At 70.1% G+C, this 17,392-nt stretch carries 14 protein-coding genes and 2 tRNA genes; 11 read left to right on the plus strand and 5 right to left on the minus strand.

Going from position 1 to position 17,392, the window contains the following annotated elements; all coding sequences use genetic code 11:
- A partial coding sequence (locus tag ACFIF2_RS05690) for an amino acid permease (RefSeq protein WP_395571392.1) occupies positions 1–1,432 on the minus strand: 1,432 nt, incomplete at its 3' end.
- A 203-nt stretch (positions 1,433–1,635) separates the two neighbouring features.
- Here ACFIF2_RS05690 and ACFIF2_RS05695 point away from each other — a divergent pair.
- Positions 1,636–2,121: a ribose-5-phosphate isomerase gene (locus tag ACFIF2_RS05695; RefSeq protein WP_395571393.1), complete on the plus strand. Its 486-nt coding sequence runs from the start codon at positions 1,636–1,638 to the stop codon at positions 2,119–2,121.
- 129 nt (positions 2,122–2,250) lie between these two features.
- Positions 2,251–3,069 (plus strand): Fpg/Nei family DNA glycosylase, encoded by an 819-nt coding sequence (locus ACFIF2_RS05700; RefSeq protein ID WP_395571394.1) that lies wholly within the window; start codon positions 2,251–2,253, stop codon positions 3,067–3,069.
- 10 nt (positions 3,070–3,079) lie between these two features.
- On the opposite strand, the gene ACFIF2_RS05705 is transcribed toward ACFIF2_RS05700, so the two are convergent.
- Positions 3,080–4,351 carry a GNAT family N-acetyltransferase gene (locus tag ACFIF2_RS05705; protein WP_395571395.1) on the minus strand — a complete coding sequence of 424 codons (1,272 nt, stop codon included), beginning with the start codon at positions 4,349–4,351 and terminating at the stop codon, positions 3,080–3,082.
- Between the two features lie 155 nt (positions 4,352–4,506).
- Here ACFIF2_RS05705 and ACFIF2_RS05710 point away from each other — a divergent pair, with 155 nt between their 5' ends.
- Both ACFIF2_RS05710 and ACFIF2_RS05715 read left to right on the plus strand, forming a co-directional pair.
- Positions 4,507–5,769 carry a PP2C family protein-serine/threonine phosphatase gene (locus ACFIF2_RS05710; RefSeq protein ID WP_395571396.1) on the plus strand — a complete coding sequence of 421 codons (1,263 nt, stop codon included), beginning with the start codon at positions 4,507–4,509 and terminating at the stop codon, positions 5,767–5,769.
- Between the two features lie 94 nt (positions 5,770–5,863).
- On the plus strand, positions 5,864–6,295 hold the full coding sequence (locus ACFIF2_RS05715) for an HD domain-containing protein (protein WP_395571656.1): 432 nt from the start codon (positions 5,864–5,866) through the stop codon (positions 6,293–6,295).
- Here ACFIF2_RS05715 and ACFIF2_RS05720 read toward each other — a convergent pair.
- Positions 6,292–7,494, minus strand: coding sequence for an acyltransferase family protein (locus ACFIF2_RS05720; RefSeq protein WP_395571397.1), 1,203 nt, complete (start codon positions 7,492–7,494; stop codon positions 6,292–6,294). The genes ACFIF2_RS05715 and ACFIF2_RS05720 overlap by 4 nt on opposite strands.
- Positions 7,495–8,182: 688 nt before the next feature.
- On the opposite strand from ACFIF2_RS05720, the gene ACFIF2_RS05725 reads away from it, so the two are divergent.
- On the plus strand, positions 8,183–8,377 hold the full coding sequence (locus ACFIF2_RS05725) for a hypothetical protein (RefSeq protein WP_053130833.1): 195 nt from the start codon (positions 8,183–8,185) through the stop codon (positions 8,375–8,377).
- 94 nt (positions 8,378–8,471) lie between these two features.
- Here the strand turns inward: ACFIF2_RS05725 and ACFIF2_RS05730 are convergent.
- A tRNA-Gly gene (locus ACFIF2_RS05730) sits at positions 8,472–8,542 on the minus strand.
- A gap of 163 nt (positions 8,543–8,705) precedes the next feature.
- On the opposite strand from ACFIF2_RS05730, the gene ACFIF2_RS05735 reads away from it, so the two are divergent.
- The 5 genes from ACFIF2_RS05735 (at position 8,706) to clpX (ending at position 13,578) form a co-directional block, all read left to right on the plus strand.
- Positions 8,706–8,782, plus strand: a tRNA-Pro gene (locus tag ACFIF2_RS05735).
- 225 nt (positions 8,783–9,007) lie between these two features.
- Positions 9,008–10,414, plus strand: a complete 1,407-nt coding sequence (gene tig, locus ACFIF2_RS05740) for a trigger factor (protein ID WP_395571398.1) — start codon at positions 9,008–9,010, stop codon at positions 10,412–10,414.
- A 317-nt stretch (positions 10,415–10,731) separates the two neighbouring features.
- The gene (locus tag ACFIF2_RS05745) at positions 10,732–11,337 is read left to right on the plus strand and encodes an ATP-dependent Clp protease proteolytic subunit (protein WP_053142395.1); all 606 of its coding nucleotides are present in this window, start codon (positions 10,732–10,734) and stop codon (positions 11,335–11,337) included.
- Positions 11,338–11,419: 82 nt separating this feature from the next.
- Positions 11,420–12,100, plus strand: coding sequence for an ATP-dependent Clp protease proteolytic subunit (locus ACFIF2_RS05750; RefSeq protein ID WP_395571399.1), 681 nt, complete (start codon positions 11,420–11,422; stop codon positions 12,098–12,100).
- A 191-nt stretch (positions 12,101–12,291) separates the two neighbouring features.
- The gene (gene clpX / locus ACFIF2_RS05755; protein WP_395571400.1) at positions 12,292–13,578 is read left to right on the plus strand and encodes an ATP-dependent Clp protease ATP-binding subunit ClpX; all 1,287 of its coding nucleotides are present in this window, start codon (positions 12,292–12,294) and stop codon (positions 13,576–13,578) included.
- 77 nt (positions 13,579–13,655) lie between these two features.
- Here the strand turns inward: clpX and ACFIF2_RS05760 are convergent, their stop codons facing one another.
- On the minus strand, positions 13,656–14,621 hold the full coding sequence (locus ACFIF2_RS05760; protein ID WP_395571401.1) for a hypothetical protein: 966 nt from the start codon (positions 14,619–14,621) through the stop codon (positions 13,656–13,658).
- 137 nt (positions 14,622–14,758) lie between these two features.
- Between ACFIF2_RS05760 and ACFIF2_RS05765 the strand changes: the two genes are divergently transcribed.
- On the plus strand, positions 14,759–17,383 hold the full coding sequence (locus ACFIF2_RS05765; protein ID WP_395571402.1) for a valine--tRNA ligase: 2,625 nt from the start codon (positions 14,759–14,761) through the stop codon (positions 17,381–17,383).
- Positions 17,384–17,392: the final 9 nt, after the last annotated feature.

The following is a 17,392-nucleotide window of genomic DNA, read 5'->3' on the forward strand; positions in this document are numbered from 1 at the left end:
CGGCGACGGCCCTGCGCCCGGCCACCCGCTGCTTGACGAGGGCGACGGCCAGGACGAGCGCCGCGACGAGCAGCGACAGCAGCACGGTGGTGCGCCCGTTGTGCTCGGTGTCGGTCAGCATGTAGCCGAGCACGAAGACGATCACGGCGGCCGCGGCCCAGGTCAGGTACGGGAACAGCCACATCCGGACGACCAGCTTCTCCGGTGCCTCGGCCTGCACGATCCGCCGCATCCGCAGCTGCGAGAAGCAGATCACCAGCCACACGAAGAGGGCCACCGCGCCGGAGGAGTTCACCAGGAAGAGGAAGACGGAGTCCGGGAACTCGTAGTTGAAGAACACGGCGACGAAGCCGAACACCACGGACACCAGGATCGCGGTCCGCGGCACACCCCGCGAGGTCGTCCGGGCGAACGCCTTCGGCGCGTCACCGCGCTCACCGAGCGAGAAGGCCATGCGCGAGGCCGTGTACAGGCCGGAGTTCAGGCAGGACAGCACGGACGTCAGCACGATGAAGTTCATGATCTGCCCGGCGTTGGCGATCCCGAGCGAGTCCAGGGCGGCCACGTAGGAGCCCTTGTCGATGATCGACTGCGAGTCCCAGGGCAGCAGCGCGACCACGACGAAGATCGAACCGAGGTAGAAGACGGCGATACGCCAGATGATGCTGTTGGTCGCCTTGGTGACGGCCCGCTGCGGGTCCTCGGACTCGCCGGCGGCCAGGGTGGGGATCTCGCTGCCCATGAAGGAGAAGACGACGAGCAGCACACCGGTGAGGATGGCCCCCGCCCCGTTCGGCAGGAACCCGCCGTGCTCGGTCAGATTGGCCAGCCCCGCCTGCTCGCTGTCCACGCCGGGCAGCAGCCCGAAGACCGCCAGCCCGCCGACGACGATGAACGCGGCGATCGCGACGACCTTGATCCCGGCGAACCAGAACTCGAACTCGCCGTAGGAGCCGACCGAGACCAGGTTGGTGGCGGTCAGCACCACCATCACGATGAGCGCCCAGCCCCACTGGGGCACGGCCGGTATCCAGCCTTCGAGGATCTTGGCGCCGGCGGTCGCCTCCACGGCCAGCACGACGACCCAGAAGAACCAGTAGAGCCAGCCGATGGAGAACCCGGCCCAGGGCCCGAGCGCCCGGTCGGCGTGCGCGGAGAAGGAACCCGAGGTCGGGTTGGCGGCGGACATCTCACCGAGCATCCGCATCACCAGCACCACGAGGGTGCCGACGAGGGCGTAGGACAACAGGATGCCGGGGCCCGCCGTGGCGATACCGGTACTGGATCCCACGAACAGCCCGGCACCGATGACGCCGCCGATGGCGATCATCGAGAGGTGGCGGTTCTTGAGCCCTGCCTGGAGCCCGGTCCCGGGATCGCCGGGGCTTTCGGGCCCGTCGCCGGGCTTGGTCAGGGTCGGCTGCGAGGTCATGGGGTGGTTTTCCTTTGCGCCGTCGAGCAGTTTCGTACGAGCGGTGTACGAGCCGGACCAGTGAAACGGAGGTGAACGAATTCGGGAACCTTTGATTCCGGATCGTTACTTGAGCTTTCCCTGAGCTTCCATTGCTTCACTCGCCCTTTTCACACCCGACACCCGACGCTGCTGCCCCGTCGGCCGCGTGTCACACTCGGTCCATGCGCGTGTATCTCGGCTCCGACCATGCGGGCTACGAACTCAAGAACCACCTCGTCGAGTGGCTCAAGGCGGCGGGGCACGAGCCCGTCGACTGCGGCCCGCACCTCTACGACGCCCAGGACGACTACCCGCCCTTCTGCCTCCGTGCCGCCGAGCGGACGGCCGCGGACGAGGGCGCCCTCGGCATCGTGATCGGCGGCTCCGGCAACGGCGAGCAGATCGCGGCGAACAAGGTGAAGGGCGTGCGCGCGGCGCTGGCCTGGAGCGAGGAGACGGCTGCCCTGGGCCGCCAGCACAACGACGCCAACGTCGTGGCCGTCGGCGCCCGCATGCACTCGCGGGAGGAGGCGACGAAGTTCGTCGAGACCTTCCTCGCCACCCCGTTCTCCGGTGACGAGCGCCACATCCGCCGCATCGACATGCTCACGTCCTACGAGACGACCGGCGACCTGCCCCCCATCCCGCCGCACCACCCGCAGCAGTAGCCCGACGGCCGCGCGCCTCCCCCGGTGCGGGAACACCGGGGGAGGAGCCCGTTCCCCGGCCGGCCGATCCGACTGAGCCGGACGGGCGGACGGGCGTACGCGCGGGCGAGAACCACGAAAGGACCCTCCGTGCCAGAGGGGCACACGATCCACCGGCTGGCCCAGGACTACGCCGCCGCCTTCACCGGCACGGCGGTGCGCGTCACCAGCCCCCAGGGCAAGTTCTCCGACGCCGCCGCCCTCCTCACCGGCACGCCCCTCACCCGCACCGAGGCCCACGGCAAGCACCTCTTCCTCGGCTTCGGCGCGGCCGACCCCGCCGACTGGGTCCACATCCACCTCGGCCTCTTCGGCAAGGTCACCTTCGGTGCGGCCCCCGCGCCCCCGCCCACGGACACCGTCCGCCTCCGCGTCGACGACGAGACCGCCTACGTCGACCTCCGCGGTCCCACCACCTGCGCGCTGATCACCGACCCGGAGAAGCAGGCGATACACGACCGCCTCGGCCCCGACCCCCTGCGCCCGGACGCCGACCCGCAGGCCGCGTACCGCCGGATCTCCCGCAGCCGCACCACCATCGCCGCCCTGCTCATGGACCAGAAGGTCATCGCCGGCGTCGGCAACGTCTACCGCGCCGAGGTCCTCTTCCGCCACGGCATCGACCCGTACCGCCCCGGCCGGGACATCACCCCCGCCGAGTGGGACGCGCTCTGGGGCGACCTCGTCGGGCTGATGCGCGAGGGCGTCAGGAACAACCGCATCGACACCGTCCGCCCGCAGCACACGCCCGAGGCCATGGGCCGCCCGCCCCGCGTCGACGACCACGGCGGCGAGGTCTACGTCTACCGCCGGGCGAGCCTGCCCTGCCACCTGTGCGGCGACGCCGTCCGCACCGCGGACCTCGCCGCCCGCAACCTCTTCTGGTGCCCGACCTGCCAGCGGACCTGAAGCCTTCCCCTCAGAACCCGTGCGGCAGCCACGGCGCGACGTCCGACCCGAACGCCACCGACGCCTCCGCCAGCGCCCCCGGCCGCACTTGGCGCACCCGCCCGGCCGCACCCAGCGAGGACAGGCTCACGCCCCCGAGATAGGCCGCGCCCAACTCCCGTACGGACAGGGCGAGATCCGCCGCGTCGGACGTACGCTCGCAGGACGCCCCCTTCGCGTCGCCGCTCAGCCGCCAACGTCCCTCGTTCCAGGGGCAGAAGGCGTCCTCGACCTCGAACACCACGTCCACCGGCGCCTGGTAGGTCCGCGCGGCCAGCGCCGCCCCCACGTCCACCGGCCGCACGTACAACGCGTCCCGCAGCCCCGGCCGGCACCGCCTGATGTCCGACACCTGGTACTGCCACGCCTCGTCGACCGGCCGCCCGCGCGCCGTCAGCCTCGTCGTCAGGTCGATGTCGAACAGGAAGCGCCACAGCGCCGCCTCGGTCGCCGGGTCCAGTCCGGCCAGGTCGGCCAGGACCACCGTGCCGGACGGCCCCTCGTTCCCCCAGCCCGGCCGCACCCGGAACCGCGCGTACCCCGTGACCTCGCCGTCGCGCCGGGCGAGCACGCACTGCAAGGGGGACGCCCCCTCCCGCTTGCTCTCCGGGTCCAGCAGTCCCAGCCGCTCCCAGCCGGGCCGGCGGGCCAGCATCCCGGGCCGCCCCGGGACCAGCCGCGCGTACACCGCCTCGCACACGTCGAGCGCGTCCGCGGGCGCCGCGTACCGCAGCCGTACGTCTTCCGTGCCGTCCGGCACGGACAGCCGGACCCGGCTCGTGTCGATCTCCGCGTTGACCTGGAAGGTCGCGGCGCCGTACCCGAACCGGCCGTAGATCGCCGGTTCGGAGGCCGTCAGCAGGGCCAGCGGCTCGCCCCAGGACCGCACGTCGTCCAGCTGCCGCCGCATCATCGACGTCAGCACGCCCCGGCGCCGGTGCGTGGCGGCGACGCTCACCATCGTCACGCCCGCCGCGGGCACCTCGGCCCCGCCGGGCACGGTCACCCGGAAGCCGAACGCCCCGGCCGTCCCGACGCACTCGTCGCCGTCCCAGACGCCGATCGAGCGGTCGGCCTCGGTCAGGGCGCCGTACAGCTCCATCTCCTCGGGCGACTCGAGCACCCCGCCGAAGGCACGGATCAGCGTCCCGTACCACTGGTTCCACTCGTCCTGCCGCAGCACCCGCAGCTCGGTCATCAGATCGCCGCCGTCCTCGCCCACACCGACCGTTCCATGAACCATGCGTATCAGGGCGCTCCCACGGGGGCGAGGCAATTTCCGCCAGGTTGCGGCGCGACGGCCGTTCGTGAAGTTCACTGTGAAGTCAGGCCCCGGACGGGGGACAAGCAGGACCTCCCGTGCCAAGCGCCCGGTCCGATGGATAGGGTCCCGAACTAATGGCAGCAGGACGACAGCGGCGCGCGGAAGCCGAGACGTTCACGGCCCGGTGGAAGAAGCAGTGGCACCGGGCCCGCGTCGGCATGCGCAAGTCCGCCGTCGACTACTTCCGCGGCGACGGCTCCGACTGGATCGCCCTGGCCGGACTGCTGCTGATGATCCCCGTCATCGCGGTCACGACGATGGCGAACTCCGTGTGGTGCTCACCGGCCGCCCTGGTCCTGCCGATCGTCGCGGGCGGTCTGCTGCTGCGCCCGGCGAGCCTGCTCGGCCTGTACGCGGCGGCGGCCACGGCGCTGATCGTGGAGTCGGTGCAACTGGGCCCGTACACCGAGGGCCCCTCCCGGGTCACCCCCGGCGTGGTCCTGGTCGTCGCGGCCTGCGGCTTCTTCGGTCTGCTGGTCGCCCAGTTCCGCAGCCGGGTCGGCGTGCCCTGGCGGCGCGGCGGCACCATGCTCTTCGACCTGCGCGAACGCATCCGGGTGCAGAGCAAGCTGCCGGGGCTGCCGAAGGGCTGGCACCGGGAGATGGCGCTGCGCCCGGCCGGCGGCCAGTCCTTCTCGGGCGACTTCGTCGTCGCGGCCCGCACGAACGGCGGCCGGACCCTGGAGGCGGTCCTCACCGACGTCTCCGGCAAGGGCATGGACGCGGGCTCCCGCGCCCTGCTGCTGTCGGGCGCCTTCGGCGGACTGCTGGGCAGCCTGCCCCCGCACGCGTTCCTGCCGGCCGCCAACGGCTACCTGCTCCGCCAGGACTGGGACGAGGGCTTCGCCACCTCCATCCACCTCGTCCTGGACCTCGACTCCGGCGACTACGAGCTGTACTCCGCGGGACATCCGCCGGGCCTCCAGCTCAGCGCGGGCACCGGCCGCTGGGAGGAGAAGACGGCCGAGGGACCGCTGCTGGGTGTGTACGACGGGGCCCAGTTCGACCCGGTGAAGGGCTCGCTGCGGCCCGGAGACGTGTTGATGCTGTTCACGGACGGTCTGGTGGAGACCTCGGAACGCGACATCACCGAGGGCATCGACCGCCTCACCGGCGAGGCGGACCGGTACGTGGCGGGCGGCTTCCACGGCGCCGCCTGGCACCTGATCGAGGCGGTGGCCAAGGACGTCAACGACGACCGGGCGCTCCTGCTGATCTGCCGCGAGGGCCCGACCGCCCAGCCGACCGCGGCCCAGCCTTCCGCGGCCGAGTCCTCGACGGCCCGGACCCCGGAGGCCCGGACCCCGACGGACCGGACTCCGACGGTGGCGGACTGACACACTGAACCCCGTGTCCCTCACACCGCCACCCGGCCCCGAGCCCGCCCCCGCGCCCACTCCTCGGCCCGCCCCGCGGCTCTCGCTCGCCGAGGTGGAGGCAGTGGCCCGCGCCGCCCACGCCGGACAGACCGACAAGGCGGGACGGCCGTACGCCGAACACCTGCGGGCCGTTGCCGAGGGCGTACGGCGACGCGGCGGGGACGACGACCAGATCGCGGCGGCGTGGCTGCACGACGCCGTCGAGGACGACGCGCTGTCCGAGCGCCGGCTGCGGGAGGCCGCGCTGAGCCGCCGCACCAAGGACATCGTCCTGGCCCTCACCAAGCGGCCCGGGGAGCCGGCCGAGGCGTACGCCGCGCGCATCCTCGCCACCCCCGGCGCCCGGCTGGTCAAGGAGGCGGACCTGGCGCACAACGCCGACCCGGCGCGGCTCGCGGTCCTCGACGAGGCCACCCGCACACGACTGACCGAGAAGTACGCACGGATGCGCGCACTTCTCGGTCAGGCCGGTCCGGACGTCTAGACGGACACCTTCTCGCCCGCGCCGCTCGGCACACGCTCCTCACGCACCTCGCGGACTTCCGTCGTCTCCCGCTTCTCCGCCTTCTCCGCCCTATCGGCCCGCTCGCGACCCCGGGCGGCCTCACCCGGATCCCGTTTGAAGGCCCAGTCCATCTTCGGCTCCACCACGCACCGCAGGGCCCGCTGTACGGGCTTGGTGCACAGCAGGGTGATGACCGAGGCGCCGAGGACGGTGAGCCCGATCTCACCGAGCGGCCGGTCCAGCGCGGGGTGGGAGAACCACCCGGCGAAGGTCCCCTCCTTCACCAGGAACCCGTGCAGCAGGTAGCCGTAGATCGTGCCCGCGCCCAGGGCCGTGAACCACATGCGGCGGCCCGGCACCCAGGCGAAGAAGCACGCCGACAGCACCAGCGAGCAGCCGAAGAGCGCGAGCGTCAGGACGGGCCCGGTCCACCACGGGGCGCCGGTGTCCTGCACGGCGGCGTTGCGGTAGAACCAGCCGGTCTCCATGCGCGGCACCGACCACCAGGCGACGGCCACCGCCGCGGCGAGGACCGGCACGGACAGGATCCGGGCCGCGCGGCGCCGTACCAGCTGGAAGTGCTCGGGGCGCAGCACCAGACCCAGCACGAAGCACGGCAGGAACTGCAGCACCCGCTGCATGTTGAGGTCGTTGCCGATCGTGGGCGTCACGGAGGCCAGCGCGGCGATCGCCAGCGCGATCGGCAGCGGGTGGCGCACGGTCTGCCAGATCGGGGTGGTCAGCCGCCACACGAACAGCGCGCACAGGAACCACAGGAGGTAGGTGGGGTCCAGCAGGCTGATGTCGTTGCCCGGGTCCTCACTGACCCGGCGGTGCAGCGCGTAGGCGACCTCGAAGACGACGTAGGGGACCGCGACGCCGGTGATCAGGCGTTTGACGCGCTTGGGGCTCAGGTCGAAACTGCGCGAGAAGTAGCCGGAGACGATGATGAACGCCGGCATGTGGAACGTGTACAGGACCCGGTAGAGGGTCTCCACGGTCCGGTTCCCGTCCAGGATCTGACCCCAGGCGTGACCCACACCCACCAGCACGATCGCCAGGTACTTGGCGTTGTCGAAGAACGCGTCGCGCTGCCGGCTCGGCCGTGCCTGCCGGTCCGGTGGGGGCGGCGCCTTCCGGGCGCCGTGCGGTCGCAGCGGTCGCAGCGAGCTCGTCATGCAACCCCCCGCCGTGAAATCGGCGAGTCGTCACAGGACCTCGCTGCTCTGGTGGGGGACGAGGCAGCGTAGAACATCTGAGGCACCCTAGCGTTCACCGCGGGATTCCGTAAAACCTCCGACGTCATTCCTGTATTCGCCTCCCGAGCACCACGTGAATACCCCGTGTCTCCCGGTTACTCGGCCTCCACGGGTGCGTGACCGGTGCCACGGCGAACGGGGTCACCGGGTACCGAAGCGGCTTGCGGACCGCCCCACTTGTCACCCCGCATGTCCCGACTCATCATGACTAAACGGCGCATAAGACCGGCGGGCGACTCCACTGGAATGTCCGCTTCAATGGGCTTACGGGGTCCGTCGGCGACCCTGTGATCTCCCTGTGATGCGACTGTCGACGCCTCGCCGATGTGCCTTCCGTGACAATTCGAAATATCTGCGAACGCGTTGTGTGGGCATCGAAACGAAGCGGCCGGAATTCCACGCACGGGTGTCATATCGAATTCCTGTGCGGGGTGCGAACGCCGGGTACGTCCGCGTGTGCGGGGGAGTGTGCCGCCGCGGTGGCCGACCGGACGATGTGTCACCTGCCGCATGACGGGGCCCGGTTGGTGGCACGATGGTCCTGGCGGGGGTGTGCGCGGTCGCACCTCCGGGCCGGGAGAGCGGACGACCGAGGGTGTGATCAGTTGTGGCCATTTCACTGTCAGTGGTGCTGCTGTTGGCGATCATCCTGGTGGTGCTGCTGCGAGGAGGCTCCATCAAGGCGGGCCCGGCGATCGTCGCGGTCCTCTTCGGCTTCTTCCTTGCCTCGACGGGCATGGCCGACGACATCCAGCGGTTCCTGAACTCGATAGCGGACACGATCAACTCGATCCAGTTCTAGGACCGGGGCCCCCCCGGGGTCGCAGGCACACATCCGGGTCGCACAAAAGCCTCCGGCCCGGTCCCCTCGGGGGACCGGGCCGGAGGCCTCTCGGAGCGGGCGACGGGAATCGAACCCGCGTAGCTAGTTTGGAAGACTAGGGCTCTACCATTGAGCTACGCCCGCACAACGCGCACCGCGCGTCGGTGACCGCGGCACTGGAGGCATCGTAGCGGGTCGTCCGCCCTCACCGCACACCCCTTCCGGTCCGCGCCGGAGCTTCACCCGCGCTCGGGAAACTCGGCGGGCCCGGGCGCCCGGGGGCATGTACCCTACGTGTCGCACCAGACGGGGTGTGGCGCAGCTTGGTAGCGCGTCCGCTTTGGGAGCGGAAGGCCGTGGGTTCAAATCCCGCCACCCCGACCATCCGCCGGCCGTCGCCGGTCGCCGCCGACCCCTGCCGCACCGGCCACCTCGGGTGATCGTCCGTGAATCCCGTGATCGCCTTTTGGGCCGTGTAGTCGCTGCCGTTACTATGCAAGCTGCACGCCCGTGTGTCTCAGCGTCTGAAGTCTCCGGGCTGCGCAATGTGACGGATGCCGCTCTGGCTCCGGCAGAACCCAAGAAGTCAGCCACCAAGGAGACCGAACCGTGAAGAGCGCCGTGGAGACCCTGAACCCGACCCGGGTTCGGCTCACTGTCGAGGTGCCCTTCGAGGAGCTCAAGGACAGCCTCGACGCGGCGTACAAGAAGATCAACCAGCAGGTCACGGTGAAGGGCTTCCGCAAGGGCAAGATCCCGGCCCGGGTCATCGACCAGCGGTTCGGCCGCGGTGCGGTGCTGGAGGAGGCGGTCAACGACGCGCTTCCCAAGTTCTACACCGACGCGGTCAACGAGGCCGAGCTGAACCCGCTCGGCCAGCCCGACGTCGACATCACGGAGCTGAAGGACGGCGAGACGCTGAACTTCACCGCCGAGGTCGACGTCCGCCCGACCGTCGAGATCCCGGACTACTCCGGCATCGAGGTCGAGGTCGACGCGGTCGAGGTCACCGACGAGGACGTCGAGAAGTCGGTGGAGCAGCTGCGCGAGCGCTTCGCCTCCACCTCCCCGGTGGAGCGCGCCGCCCAGGACGGCGACGTGGTCACGCTCGACCTCCGGGCCAAGGTCGACGGAGAGGTCCTCGAGGACGGCGTCGCCGACGGCGTCTCCTACACCATCGGCTCCGGTGAACTGCTGGAAGGCATCGACGACGCCGTGAAGGGCCTGGAGGCCGGTGGCGAGACCACCTTCACCTCCGAGCTCAAGGGCGGCTCGGCGGCCGGCAAGGAGGCCGAGGTCACCGTCAAGGTCACCCAGGTCGCCGCGCGCGAGCTGCCCGAGCTGGACGACGACTTCGCGCAGCTCGCGTCGGAGTTCGACACGCTGGAGGAGCTGCGCGCCGACAGCCGCAAGCGCCTCGCCAACATGAAGCAGTACGACCAGGCCACGCAGGCCCAGGAGCGCGTCCTGGACAAGCTGCTCGAGCTGGTCGAGGTCCCGGTCCCCGAGAAGCTCCTCGAGGACGAGATCAACACCCGTAAGCACAACCTCGAGCACCACCAGCTCGGCCAGATGGGCCTGGACCTCGAGAAGTACCTCGAGATCCAGGGCAAGACCGCCGAGGAGTTCGACACCGAGACCCGCGAGGCCGCGGTCAAGGGCATCAAGACCCAGTTCGTCCTCGACGAGCTGGTCAAGCGGGAGGAGCTCAACGTCAGCCAGGAGGAGCTCACCGAGCACCTCATGCGCCGCGCGGCCTCCTCCGGCATGTCCCCCGACCAGTTCGCCCAGGCCGTCGTCGAGCAGGGCCAGGTCCCGCTCCTCGTCGGCGAGGTCGCCCGCGGCAAGGCCCTGGCCGTCGTGGTCGAGAAGGCCACGGTCAAGGACACCAACGGCGAGATCGTCGACCTGGACGACGAGGAGGAGGAGACGGAGGCCGCCGAGGCCGCCGCCGAGTCCACCGAGTCCGACGCCGGCAAGGCCGACGACAAGGCCGAGGAGAAGACCGAGGGCTGATCCCCTCGCGCCGTCCCCGACGGATGTGGAACGGGCCCCGGACGTCTGACGCCGGGGCCCGTTCGTCATACGGCCGACCCGCGCCCGGCGACGACCTCGGACCCCGGCAACGCGATCCCGCATGCGCACCCGCACCCCGCGCACCGCTACGCCCCCGGCGAACACCCGCGGAACCGGGATGGCACCGCAGGGTCACCGCGTTAGGGTCCATGAATACGAGGGCAGGGGAGTCCCCGAAAGCGGCTCCAGCCCCGCAGGGAAACGTGAGACGGCCCGGCGCCGTCGTAAGACGAGCAGGTGGATACGTGACGAATCTGATGCCCTCAGCCGCCGGCGAGCCCTCCATCGGTGGTGGCCTCGGCGACCAGGTCTACAACCGACTGCTCGGCGAGCGGATCATCTTCCTCGGCCAGCCGGTCGACGACGACATTGCCAACAAGATCACCGCTCAGCTGCTGCTCCTTGCCGCCGACCCGGACAAGGACATCTTCCTGTACATCAACAGCCCGGGCGGTTCGATCACGGCCGGCATGGCGATCTACGACACCATGCAGTTCATCAAGAACGACGTGGTGACGATCGCCATGGGCCTCGCGGCCTCGATGGGACAGTTCCTGCTCAGCGCGGGCACCCCGGGCAAGCGCTTCGCGCTCCCGAACGCCGAGATCCTGATCCACCAGCCCTCCGCCGGCCTGGCCGGCTCGGCCTCGGACATCAAGATCCACGCCGAGCGGCTGCTGCACACCAAGCGGCGCATGGCCGAGCTCACGGCCCAGCACACCGGCCAGACCATCGAGCAGATCACCCGCGACTCGGACCGCGACCGCTGGTTCGACGCGTTCGAGGCCAAGGAGTACGGCCTCATCGACGACGTGATCCCGACGGCCGCCGGCATGCCGGGCGGCGGCGGCACCGGGGCCTGAGCCCTCCGCGGGCCCCAGCGGGGGCCCAGAGCGCCCCAGCCAGCCCCCGGCCGACCGCCTCAGCCCCTTTCCAGGAGACACTGTGAACGACTTCCCCGGCAGCGGCCTGTACGACCGCGCCCGCGCCGAGTACACCGGACCCTCGGCCGAGTCCCGCTACGTGATCCCGCGCTTCGTCGAGCGCACCTCGCAGGGCGTGCGCGAGTACGACCCGTACGCGAAGCTCTTCGAGGAGCGCGTGATCTTCCTCGGCGTGCAGATCGACGACGCCTCCGCCAACGACGTCATGGCGCAGCTCCTGTGCCTGGAGTCGATGGACCCCGACCGCGACATCTCGGTCTACATCAACAGCCCCGGCGGCTCCTTCACGGCGCTCACGGCCATCTACGACACGATGCAGTACGTGAAGCCGGACATCCAGACGGTCTGCATGGGCCAGGCCGCCTCGGCCGCCGCCATCCTGCTGGCCGCCGGTACGCCGGGCAAGCGCATGGCGCTGCCGAACGCCCGCGTCCTGATCCACCAGCCGTACAGCGAGACCGGCCGCGGCCAGGTCTCCGACCTGGAGATCGCCGCCAACGAGATCCTGCGGATGCGCTCGCAGCTCGAGGACATGCTGGCCAAGCACTCCACCACGCCGGTCGAGAAGATCCGCGAGGACATCGAGCGCGACAAGATCCTCACGGCCGAGGACGCGCTGAGCTACGGCCTGATCGACCAGATCATCACCACCCGGAAGATGGACAACTCCTCTCTCCGCTAGGCGGGAGGCTGTATCGTCTGCCGCTCCTTGGCACGGTTTGACGCGATTCACGTCAAAGCGAACCGTGCCAAGGGGGGCCCGGACGGGGGGCCCGGCAAGGTACCGTCGGACATAAGGCAGCACCAGGAGTCCGCCGGCCGTCGACGTCACGTCGACGGTCAGGCATCTCCCAGGCGAAGGGGAAGCACACCGTGGCACGCATCGGTGACGGCGGCGATCTGCTCAAGTGCTCGTTCTGCGGAAAGAGCCAGAAGCAGGTCAAGAAGCTCATCGCAGGGCCCGGTGTGTACATCTGCGACGAGTGCATCGATCTCTGCAACGAGATCATCGAGGAAGAGCTCGCCGAGACCAGCGAGGTGCGCTGGGAGGAGCTCCCGAAGCCCCGCGAGATCTACGAGTTCCTCGAGGGCTACGTGGTCGGCCAGGAGGCGGCCAAGAAGGCCCTGTCCGTCGCGGTGTACAACCACTACAAGCGGGTCCAGGCCGGTGAGAACGGCGGCGCCCAAGGCCGCGACGACGCCATCGAGTTGGCGAAGTCCAACATCCTGCTGCTGGGCCCCACGGGCTCCGGCAAGACCCTCCTCGCGCAGACCCTGGCGCGCATGCTGAACGTTCCCTTCGCGATCGCCGACGCCACGGCGCTCACCGAGGCGGGGTACGTCGGCGAGGACGTCGAGAACATCCTGCTCAAGCTGATCCAGGCCGCCGACTACGACGTCAAGAAGGCCGAGACCGGGATCATCTACATCGACGAGATCGACAAGGTCGCGCGGAAGAGCGAGAACCCCTCCATCACCCGCGACGTGTCGGGCGAGGGCGTCCAGCAGGCCCTGCTGAAGATCCTGGAGGGCACCACGGCCTCCGTCCCGCCCCAGGGCGGCCGCAAGCACCCGCACCAGGAGTTCATCCAGATCGACACGACGAACGTCCTGTTCATCGTGGGCGGTGCCTTCGCGGGGCTGGAGAAGATCATCGAGGGCCGGGCCGGCGCCAAGGGCATCGGCTTCGGCGCGCAGATCCGCTCCAAGCGGGAGATCGAGTCCAAGGACCAGTTCGAGCAGGTCATGCCGGAGGACCTGGTCAAGTTCGGCATGATCCCCGAGTTCATCGGCCGCCTCCCGGTCATCACCTCGGTCCACAACCTCGACCGCGAGGCCCTGCTCCAGATCCTCGTCGAGCCGCGCAACGCCCTCGTCAAGCAGTACGAGCGCCTCTTCGAACTCGACGGCGTCGAGCTGGACTTCGAGCGCGAGGCCCTGGAGGCCATCGCCGACCAGGCCATCCTCCGCCAGACCGGCGCGCGCGGCCTGCGCGCCATCATGGAGGAGGTCCTCCAGGGCGTGATGTACGAGGTCCCGTCCCGCAAGGACGTCGCCCGCGTCGTCATCACGGCCGACGTGGTCCTCTCCAACGTCAACCCGACGCTCATCCCGCGTGATTCGCGGGGGCGGGGGCCGGGGGAGCAGAAGACGGCGTAGCAGCACCGTACGAACGCACGCGGAAGGGGCCCGGTCGACAACGACCGGGCCCCTTCCGCATGTGCCGTGCGCCGGCGTCAGACCTTGACGCGGATCTCCTTGCGGAGCTTGGCGGCGATCTCGGCCGCCTTCTCCGGGTCGCCGCTCTTGCCCGCCGCGATGTCGAGGTAGTCCATCGGCATGACCCAGGTGAGCGTGCTGTGGTCGCCCCAGATGCAGTACGTCATGCTCATCTTCTTCGGCTCGTTCTCGCCGCCGTCGGAGTTGTTGACCTGCGCCTGCTGGCACTTGATGATCGCGCCGTCCAGGGAGGCCGGCTCGTACTTCTTCGGGTCGCCCTGCAGCGTCACGTCCTCGTCGCTGCCGCCCTTCTCGCTCTCCTTCTTCATGTGGGCGAACATCGCGTCGACGGCCGCCTCAGGGTCGTCGATGGTGCCGTAGACACCGGCGAAGACCAGCTGCTTGCTCGCCAGAGGGTTGTCCTCGTTCTTGGCGACGTACGAGGCGCTGGCGTCCTTGGCGTCCTTCACGCCCCAGGACTCGGCGTCCTTGAGGTCGTCCGCGTCCATCGCGCCGCCCTCGCTGCCGTCCTTCTCGTACTCGCCGAGCACCTTGGCCGGAGTCGTCAGCTTGTGCGGGCCGTCGTCGGCGATGTCCGAGCCGCCGCCACCGCTGCCGCCGAAGACGAAGTACGCGCCCACGCCGATCGCCGCCACGACGGCGACCGCGCCGATGATCAGGCCCGTCTTCTTCTTGCCGCCGCCCGGCGCCGGCGGCTGGGGCATGCCGTACGGCTGCTGGCCGTAGGGCGGCTGCTGGCCGTACGGGGCCTGCTGGCCGTAGGGCGGGGTCTGCGGCGGGACGCCGCCCTGCTGGGGCTGCTGCGGGTAGCCGTAGCCCGGCTGGGCGGGCGGCGTCTGCTGGGGGTAGCCGTAGCCGGGCTGGGGGGCCTGCGGCTGCTGCTGGCCGTACGGTCCCGGCTGGCCGTACGGTCCGGGCTGCTGGGGCTGCCCGCCGTACGGGCCCGGCTGGTTGTGGCTCATTCTTGGGTTCCCCTCCAGATGTTTACGTGGTGCTGACATCCTGACGCAGGCATGGCGTGCGCAGGTCACCGGGGGCCACACCGTTACAGAGGAAACGCGTTTCGGGACAGTGCCGTGACGCCCGTAAACTGACCCCCGTGACCGAGAACTCTCAGCAGCCGCAGCCCGCACCCACCACCGAACTGCCGACCCAGTACGCGCCGGCCGAGGTAGAGGGGAAGCTGTACGAGCGCTGGGTGGAACGGGGTTACTTCGAGGCGGACGCGGACAGCGACAAGCCGCCGTACACCGTCGTCATCCCGCCGCCGAACGTCACGGGCAGCCTGCACCTCGGGCACGCCTTCGAGCACACGCTCATCGACGCCCTGACCCGCCGCAAGCGGATGCAGGGGTACGAGACGCTGTGGCAGCCCGGCATGGACCACGCCGGCATCGCCACGCAGAACGTCGTCGAGCGGGAGCTGGCCAAGGAGGGCAAGTCCCGGCACGACCTCGGCCGGGAGGCGTTCGTCGAGCGGGTCTGGCAGTGGAAGGCCGAGTCCGGCGGGCAGATCAGCGGGCAGATGCGCCGACTGGGAGACGGTGTCGCGTGGTCGCGTGAGCGGTTCACGATGGACGAGGGTCTGTCCCAGGCCGTCCAGACCATCTTCAAGCGGCTCTACGACGACGAGCTGATCTACCGCGCCGAGCGCATCATCAACTGGTGCCCCAGGTGTCTGACGGCCATCTCCGACATCGAGGTGGAGTACCAGGACGACGACGGCGAGCTGGTCTCCATGAAGTACGGGGACGGGGACGAGACCATCGTCGTCGCCACCACCCGTGCCGAGACGATGCTCGGTGACACCGCCGTCGCCGTCCACCCGGCGGACGAGCGGTACAAGCACCTGGTCGGCAAGCTCATCAAGCTGCCGCTGACCGACCGCTCCATCCCGGTCGTCGCCGACGAGCACGTCGACCCCGAGTTCGGCACCGGCGCCGTCAAGGTGACCCCGGCGCACGACCCGAACGACTTCGAGATCGGCCGGCGCCACGACCTGCCCGCCATCACGGTCATGGACGAGCACGCCGTCATCACCGCCCACGGCCCCTTCCAGGGCCTGGACCGGCTGGAGGCCCGCTCCGCCATCGTCGCCGCGCTGCGCGCCGAGGGCCGGATCGTCGCCGAGAAGCGGCCCTACGTCCACTCCGTCGGCCACTGCTCGCGCTGCAAGACCACCGTCGAGCCGCGCCTGTCCATGCAGTGGTGGGTCAAGGTCGGCCCGCTCGCGAAGGCGGCCGGTGACGCCGTCCGCGACGGCAAGGTCAAGATCCACCCGCAGGAGATGGAGAAGCGGTACTTCGACTGGGTCGACAACCTCCACGACTGGTGCATCTCGCGCCAGCTGTGGTGGGGCCACCGCATCCCGGTCTGGTACGGCCCCGAGGGCGAGGTCGTCTGCGTCGGCCCCGACGAGGAGCCGCCGAGCGGCGAGGGCTGGTACCAGGACTCCGACGTCCTCGACACCTGGTTCTCGTCCGGCCTGTGGCCCTTCTCCACGCTGGGCTGGCCCGAGCGGACCGACTCGCTCGCGAAGTTCTACCCGAACTCCGTCCTGGTCACCGGCTACGACATCCTCTTCTTCTGGGTCGCCCGGATGATGATGTTCGGCCTCTACGCGATGGACGGCACCCCGCCGTTCCACACCATCGCCCTGCACGGCATGGTCCGTGACCAGAACGGCAAGAAGATGTCCAAGTCCTTCGGGAACGTCGTGAACCCGCTGGACTGGATGGACAAGTACGGCTCGGACGCCCTGCGCTTCACCCTCGCGCGCGGCGCCAACCCGGGCGTCGACGTCCCGATCGGCGAGGACTGGGTCCAGGGCTCCCGCAACTTCGCCAACAAGATCTGGAACGCGACCCGCTTCGCGCTGATGAACGGCGCGACGGTCGACGGCCCGCTGCCGGACGCGTCGAGGATGTCCTCGACGGACCGCTGGATCCTGTCGCGGCTGAACTCGGTGGTCGCCGAGGTCGACGCGTACTACGAGGACTACCAGTTCGCGAAGCTCTCCGACGCCCTCTTCCACTTCGCCTGGGACGAGGTCTTCGACTGGTACGTCGAGCTGTCCAAGACCACCTTCCAGGCCGGCGGCGAGGCCGCCGAGGTGTCGAAGCGCGTCCTCGGCGAGGTCCTGGACGTCACGCTGCGGCTGCTGCACCCGGTCGTCCCGTTCGTCACCGAGACGCTGTGGACGACGCTCACGGGTGGCGAGTCGCTCGTCATCGCCGACTGGCCGGCCGACAGCGGCTTCCGGGACGCCGACGCCGAGCGGGAGATCGGGACCGTCCAGTCCGTCGTCACCGAGGTCCGCCGGTTCCGTGCCGACCAGGGGCTCCAGCCCGGCCAGCGGGTTCCGGCCCGGCTGACCCTGACCGGCAGCGCGCTCGCCGCGCACGAGGCGGCCGTCCGGCAGCTGCTGCGGCTCCAGCCCGAGGGTGACGCCTTCACGGCGACGGCGACGCTGCCGGTGGCGGGGGTCGAGGTCGCCCTCGACCTGTCCGGCGTCATCGACTTCGCCGCGGAGCGCAAGCGGCTCGCGAAGGACCTCGCCGCCGCGGAGAAGGAGAAGGCGCAGGCCACGGCCAAGCTGGGTAACGAGGCGTTCCTCGCCAAGGCGCCGGATCAGGTCGTGGACAAGATCCGGGGACGGCTGGCCAAGGCGGACGAGGACATCGCCCGCATCCAGGCGCAGCTGGAGAAGCTGCCGGAGGCGTAACCCGCCGAT

This window comes from Streptomyces sp. BK79, from assembly GCF_044142145.1.
Taxonomy (GTDB): Bacteria; Actinomycetota; Actinomycetes; order Streptomycetales; family Streptomycetaceae; genus Streptomyces.

Bases quoted from the DNA above. Each gene is read 5' to 3' on its own strand.
- ACFIF2_RS05710 (WP_395571396.1), top strand. From the start codon at position 4,507: ATGGCAGCAGGACGACAGCGGCGCGCGGAAGCCGAGACGTTCACGGCC.
- ACFIF2_RS05745 (WP_053142395.1), top strand. From the start codon at position 10,732: ATGCCCTCAGCCGCCGGCGAGCCCTCCATCGGTGGTGGCCTCGGCGAC.
- ACFIF2_RS05720 (WP_395571397.1), bottom strand. From the start codon at position 7,494: ATGACGAGCTCGCTGCGACCGCTGCGACCGCACGGCGCCCGGAAGGCG.
- ACFIF2_RS05760 (WP_395571401.1), bottom strand. From the start codon at position 14,621: ATGAGCCACAACCAGCCGGGCCCGTACGGCGGGCAGCCCCAGCAGCCC.
- ACFIF2_RS05695 (WP_395571393.1), top strand. From the start codon at position 1,636: ATGCGCGTGTATCTCGGCTCCGACCATGCGGGCTACGAACTCAAGAAC.
- ACFIF2_RS05705 (WP_395571395.1), bottom strand. From the start codon at position 4,351: ATGGTTCATGGAACGGTCGGTGTGGGCGAGGACGGCGGCGATCTGATG.